At 54.4% G+C, this 6,066-nt stretch carries 3 protein-coding genes and 1 tRNA gene; 1 reads left to right on the top strand and 3 read right to left on the bottom strand.

From position 1 onward, the window contains the following. Positions 1–3 precede the first annotated feature (3 nt). Positions 4–80, bottom strand: a tRNA-Asp gene (locus tag B4F73_RS09980). Between the two features lie 159 nt (positions 81–239). On the opposite strand from B4F73_RS09980, the gene B4F73_RS09975 reads away from it, so the two are divergent. Continuing rightward, complete coding sequence (locus B4F73_RS09975; RefSeq protein WP_290483161.1) at positions 240–2,540, top strand: AsmA family protein; 2,301 nt, start codon at positions 240–242, stop codon at positions 2,538–2,540. Positions 2,541–2,550: 10 nt separating this feature from the next. Here B4F73_RS09975 and B4F73_RS09970 read toward each other — a convergent pair whose 3' ends face one another. Together B4F73_RS09970 and B4F73_RS09965 are read right to left on the bottom strand one after the other, a co-directional pair. Then, positions 2,551–4,950, bottom strand: a complete 2,400-nt coding sequence (locus tag B4F73_RS09970) for a putative bifunctional diguanylate cyclase/phosphodiesterase (RefSeq protein ID WP_206992793.1) — start codon at positions 4,948–4,950, stop codon at positions 2,551–2,553. A gap of 126 nt (positions 4,951–5,076) precedes the next feature. After that, positions 5,077–6,066 (bottom strand): cryptochrome/photolyase family protein (locus B4F73_RS09965; RefSeq protein ID WP_290483160.1); only part of this gene is annotated, 990 nt, incomplete at its 5' end.

Below are 6,066 nucleotides of genomic sequence, written 5' to 3'. Positions count from 1 at the left end.
AAATGGCGCGAGTGACGGGGCTCGAACCCGCGACCTCCGGCGTGACAGGCCGGCACTCTAACCAGCTGAGCTACACCCGCGCATTTCCTTGCCGAAACTCGGCGAAGCGCTTCTCTATTAAACCCGGCATGGCGGGTCAAGCGGGGAACTTCACGCGAATTTGCACTTTTCTGTATAAAGCTGTCATTCCCAAGCCATATTCCCATATCAGGTTAGACTCCCAGTCCTGAGGTTATTCCATGAAGCGCGTTCTCCTAATTGTTTCCGGCATCGCGGCACTGCTGATTATCGCAGCCTTTTCAGTGCCCTTCTTCATTCCGAAATCGGTTTACAAGAACCAGATTGAGAATGCGGCGACCAACGCGTTGCAACGTGACGTGACGCTCGCAGGCGATGTGAAAATATCCGTGTTTCCGCGCATCTCGGCCTCGGTCGAACAGGTGAGCGTTGCCAATCCCGACGGATTTGCCACACCGAACATGATTGAGGCAGGTGCGTTGCGCGGCTCGGTCAAATGGATGCCGCTGCTGTCGCGGCGCGTGGATGTGCAGGAAATCGCTTTCGTGGATGCAGATGTGTTCCTTCAGCGCAAAGCCGATGGGAATACGAACTGGGAATTCGCCTCTTCAAAGGAAGCATCGCCACCACCTGAAGGGACAAATGGTTCATTCGATGCGGGAATCGAATCGGCAATCCTCAAGAACGCTTCGCTCACTTTTCAGGACGACCAATCTGGCGAAACATACAAATTGTCCGAACTTGACCTGGAAGCATCTCTGCGAGGCATGGACCAGCCTCTCAGTGCGACAGCCAGCGGCCGGTTTCAGGAGCAAGCCTTCACCATTGACGTCTGGCTGGATGCGCCCGAAGCGCTCACCCGTAATTTGCCCGCTCAGGCCCGGCTGGATCTGGCATCCGACCTGGCAAATATCAAATATGATGGCAGCGTCCAACTTGGTGACGCGCCGAGTTTGAACGGCACGTTCGAAACCGTGGTGGCAGATCTGGCCGCGCTCACACAGCAATTCGAGTTGGATGTGCCGGCACGGTCAGCCTTGGGTCGTCTACAAGTCGCGGGCAAGGCATCCGGCGCGCTCGACTCACCATCTCTTACAGAACTCAAATTGACCCATGACAGTGACTTGTTGAGCGCGTCATATGAGGGATCCGTTTCGCTCAATGGTGATGGGACTGTTGCCGGCACCCTCTCCATCGCCAGCGACAGAATGCGTGACTTGCTGAGCGCTGCGGCAATTGAACTGGCCCCGGGTGATACACTCCAGACCTTCGCCGTCTCCGGTGCGGCAAACGGCACATTCAAGTCCGTCATGGTCAACAATTTGAACCTGTCGCTAGATGCGTTGAGGGGCACCGGACAGGCGGGGATTGATGTGTCGGCGACAACACCGCGCATTATCGGCGATCTCAGCGTACCCGCTCTCGACCTCACACCCTTTATGGGAGAGCCGGATCCGGAAAAGACCAATCAAGGAATTCAGCCTTGGAGTGATGAAACACTCGAATTGTCCGGGCTGAAATCCGTGAACGCAAACCTCAGTCTTGAGGTCGGATCACTCACCATTGGTGATGTCGAATTGACCGATGCTGTCATGGACGTCGATCTGACCGATGGATTGTTGACAGCAGATTTGTCGCAATTCAAAGCCTTCAGCGGACTTTGGTTGGGCAAGCTGACCGTGGATGCCCGACCTGCCACACCGAAAGTCGGCTTCGACATGCAGGGCCAGAATGTTGCCGTCGCAAATCTGCTCGGAACGTTGGCCGGATTCGACAGCCTCACAGGAACAGGACAATTCAAGGTTTCTGCGCAGTCGTCTGGTACATCCATTGACGCAATCATGCAGGCAATTGACGGAGAGGTCTCGACGAGCCTTTCGGATGGTGTGGTCAAAGGCTTGAATGTTGCAGCCTTGGTACGAAGCGCCTCCTCTCTGAAGCAGGCCATAGCGACAGGCTCAATTCAGGAACTCAATTTTGGCGAAGCTTTATCGCAGAACGCCGAGACCGATTTTTCAAGCTTCAACACTGTGTTGAAAGTCAATAACGGCGTTGCGAATGTGGATGTGATGAAACTGCTGAGTCCCATTCTGGGCGTAGATGGGACCGGACAGATCAATCTGGCAGCACAGTCCATGGACCTGCGCCTTGCGACCAGTGTGGACAAATCGGCCCAAGGTCAGGGCAGCGTGGTGCAATTGAACGGCATTCCAGTCCCGATCCGTATATCGGGCGCGTGGACGAATCCGAAAGTCACACCAGATCTGAGCGGCGTAAGTTCTGCGTTCAAGGCAGAGTTGGGCTCCCGCGTGTTGGAAGAGCTTGGTGTCTCCAACTCAGCAGGCTCCGGCAGCACCGAAGATGTTATCGGCGGACTCCTTGGCATCAAGAAGCCTGACCCAGAAGCTCCGACGGACGACGCGCCTGCCGAGACATCTGCTGAAGATGTAGCGATCAAAGCGCTCGGCGGCTTGTTGAACAATCGCAAGAAAAAAGAGGCCGACACTTCAAACGAAAACTGAAATCCAGGGATCAGGCTTGGGCGGACTTCGCCGCTGGAAACTGGATAGTATTATCGGCTGCGGTCGCGACATCCGACTCCCGCTTGGGTGATGCAAAATCGGCAGGTAGAAGGTCGATAATATGGTGAAGTTTGTCGAGCGGCTTGGCCCGGCTGATGAAGAAACCCTGCAATTCCTGGCATCCAATGTCACGCAGGAACTCTGCTTGAAAATGCGTCTCGACACCCTCCGCTGTGCACCGCATGCCCAGTGAGTGCGCCAGTGCGATGGTGGCTTGCGTGATAGAACGGCTGTCTGATCGGCTTTCAATGTCTCGCACGAAGCTCTTGTCGATCTTGATCTTGTCGAACGGAAAGCTCCGCAAATAAGACAGAGAAGAATAGCCTGTGCCGAAATCATCAAGCGCAATGCCGACGCCGATCTCCTTCAGTTTGTGAAGGCGCTTGAGCGTGAAATTTGTGTCCGACATCAGGACCGTTTCCGTGATCTCGAGCTCGAGCCGTCGCGGATCGATCTTGTTGGCGGCAATCGCATTCACGATGGTCGTCATCAAATTGGATGAGTGTATTTGCAACGGCGAGATATTCACCGAAACTTTGACATGATTGGGCAGACGACGCGCCTCTGCCAAAGCCGCCCGAATGACCCAGTCTCCGATCCGGGTAATCAGACCATTGTCTTCTGCGTGCTCAATGAAGTCGCCGGGATAAACCAGGCCCCGCTCAGGGTGGTTCCATCGCAGCAAGGCTTCGCATCCCACCACATCATGTGTGTGAGCATCAACTTGGGGCTGGAAATGAAGTTCGAACTCGCTGTGCTCCAGCGCGGAATGCAAATCGGCCTCGACTTGCAAATGGGCTCGCGCGCGTTCGTCGAGCGCGGGTGTGAACATGCACCAAGTGGACTTTCCGAGCTTCTTGGCCTGATAGAGCGCCAAGTCAGCATGCTTCAGCATGGTGCGGGCATCTTTCGTGTACGGATCGAACATCCTGACACCTACCGACGCGGAGCAATTGGCGGTCGACCCCCACAGGTCATAGGGCTCGCTCAGGCGTTCGGTTATCTCGTCGAAAAAGAGTTCGAGGTCGCCCATCGTCGGACGCTGAACGATCATGGCGAACTCGTCACCACTGATCCGCGCCACCATGTCATGATCGCCGCTCAATTCGTTCAGGCGACCGGAGACATGCTGCAAGAGCTCATCACCCGCCGGATGGCCCAGCGTATCGTTCACCCATTTGAAATTATCCAGATCGAGCCAAACCAACGCTCTTTGGACTGTTTCAACATCCGGTTTGCGGAGCGCCTTTTCCAGTCGTTCCTGCATGTTCATCCGGTTTGGCAGACCCGTCAGCCCGTCATAATGCGCCATAAAGGCAATACGATCTTCTATTTCCTTGGACTGGGTGATGTCCGATGCTACCCCGCGGAAGCCTCGGAACTTGCCATCATTGAAGATTGGCTTTCCGGTAAGGGACAACCAGCGTTCGGTCTCTGAACCTTTGAGCCTCATGGCGATATCGCGAAAGCCCTGGCGGCGCATGAGGCTGGTATTGAGCACTCTGGTAGAATCGTCCGCCTCGAACTGATCGACCAACAGATTGCCAAGCGTTAGGTAACCATTGTCATGCTCAGCGCCCTCAAACACGAGAGGAATGTCTACGAGCACGCCTCTGGCGTCAGTTTGCCAGAGCCAATCGGACGTACTTTCCTCAAAATCCCTCAACAGCAACCCAATCAGATGCGACTGCTCTCTAACCGCCGTTTCGTTGATGCTTTTGAGCACGAACTGGCGATGCGACCAGCGAATGGCTAGGATGAGTATCGCGACATAAGCCAACGTCAAAATAGATGTATACTGATATTTTGGATTTTGCTGAAACTGCATTTCCGCAACCAGTCCCAGTCCGATCGGAACTATAAAGGCAAAGGCTGCCTTGGGCAGACGCGACATCAGGAGCGCACCGGTGAACATGACTCCAGCCAGAACGACGCCCACAATCATCTGGCCATAGCTATCCGTGACATTCATCACAATGATAGGTACCGACGCCCAAAGAAGTCCGGCAATCGCCGCAACAAACGTATATTCCCTCATCACCTTGCGCGCGATCGCAAGATCGCTGGGCCGGTAGGTTCGAACCTTGTTCGTAACAAAAGCCGCTGCGCATATGGCGGCGATACAGACGAGCCATACAGACAAGGCAAAGTCCGCTGGCGTCTCCTTGAAGGACAGCCAGACAACCGACGCATTGATGAGGTTGGCCAGAACCAGAGGAATCGTGATCGTGCCCACGATTTCCAGCTGGCTTTCTCGCCAAGCCGCCTCATGCTTTCGTTCGTCGTCCGAGTCCCTAACGATCTCGGACAGCGGCCCATCGCCGCTATCCTTCATAGCCAACAGTTTCATGCGTCCACCCCGGAATTCATCCGACTTCTCGGAATCACCATTGTCAGCATGTCTAAGCGACGGAGGTGAAAATCAGTGTAGTGTGACGTCGAAAATTCTCTGAAACCGGTAACGATGCGTAAGTCATCAATCTTTGGTTGGATAAATATTCAAGGATTTCAACACGGTTCTGGCTCGCCGCTGTATCAGATCACGTTCACGATCCGGCATTTTTATCGCATTTTTCATGAGCAATGACATGCGGGGATTACCCTGCAATCGTTGGGAATGGCGGATCAGGAAGTCCCAATAAAGCGTATTGAAGGGACACGAGTCCTCATCGGTCCGGGTTTTGGAATTGTAACGACACCCGGCGCAATAATCTGACATCTTGTTTATATAGTTTGCACTGGCAGCGTAAGGCTTTGACGCAATCACACCCCCGTCTGCAAAGAGCGCCATTCCATGCGTATTCGGCAGCTCCACCCATTCGTACGCGTCGGCATAAACACTCATGTACCAATCATTGACGTGGTCCGGATGGATGCCCGCGAGCAGCGCAAAATTTCCCGTGATCATGAGGCGTTGAATATGATGGGCATAAGCATGCCGAATGGTCTGCCCCAGCGCATCGGCCAGACAGGCCATATCGATTTCGCCGGTCCAGTAGAAATCGGGAAGCGCGTTCTGCGCATTCAGAAAGTTGCTCTTTGCGTACTTAGGGCCGCTCCACCAGTAGAGCCCCCGCACGTATTCGCGCCAGCCAAGGATTTGCCGAATGAAGCCTTCCACAGCATTGAGCGGCGCACGGCCGGATTTCCATTCCGCCTCAGCGCGTTCACACAAATCCAACGGATCCAACAAACCGACATTCAGATAAATCGAGAGGATTGAATGCCACATCCACGGCTCATCCTTTGCCATGGCATCTTGGTAGTCTCCAAAGCCAGGCAGGATCTCCGCCATGAAAGCATCACGAGCGGCCTCGGCATCGTGACGTGTGACTCCGAACACGAAGGGTTCCAAATCTCCGAAATTGTCTGGAAACCTGTGCGTGATCATATCGAGCACGTCTTGCGTAACCTGATCTGGCTGGCAGAACCATCGTTGAGGAGTAACCGCGGATTTCGGCAACCG

The organism is Hyphomonas sp. UBA3601 (assembly GCF_002375605.1).
Lineage (GTDB): Bacteria > Pseudomonadota > Alphaproteobacteria > Caulobacterales > Hyphomonadaceae > Hyphomonas.
The sequence above is the reverse complement of the archived record's forward strand: the minus strand, read 5'-3'. Positions and strand labels throughout refer to the sequence as shown.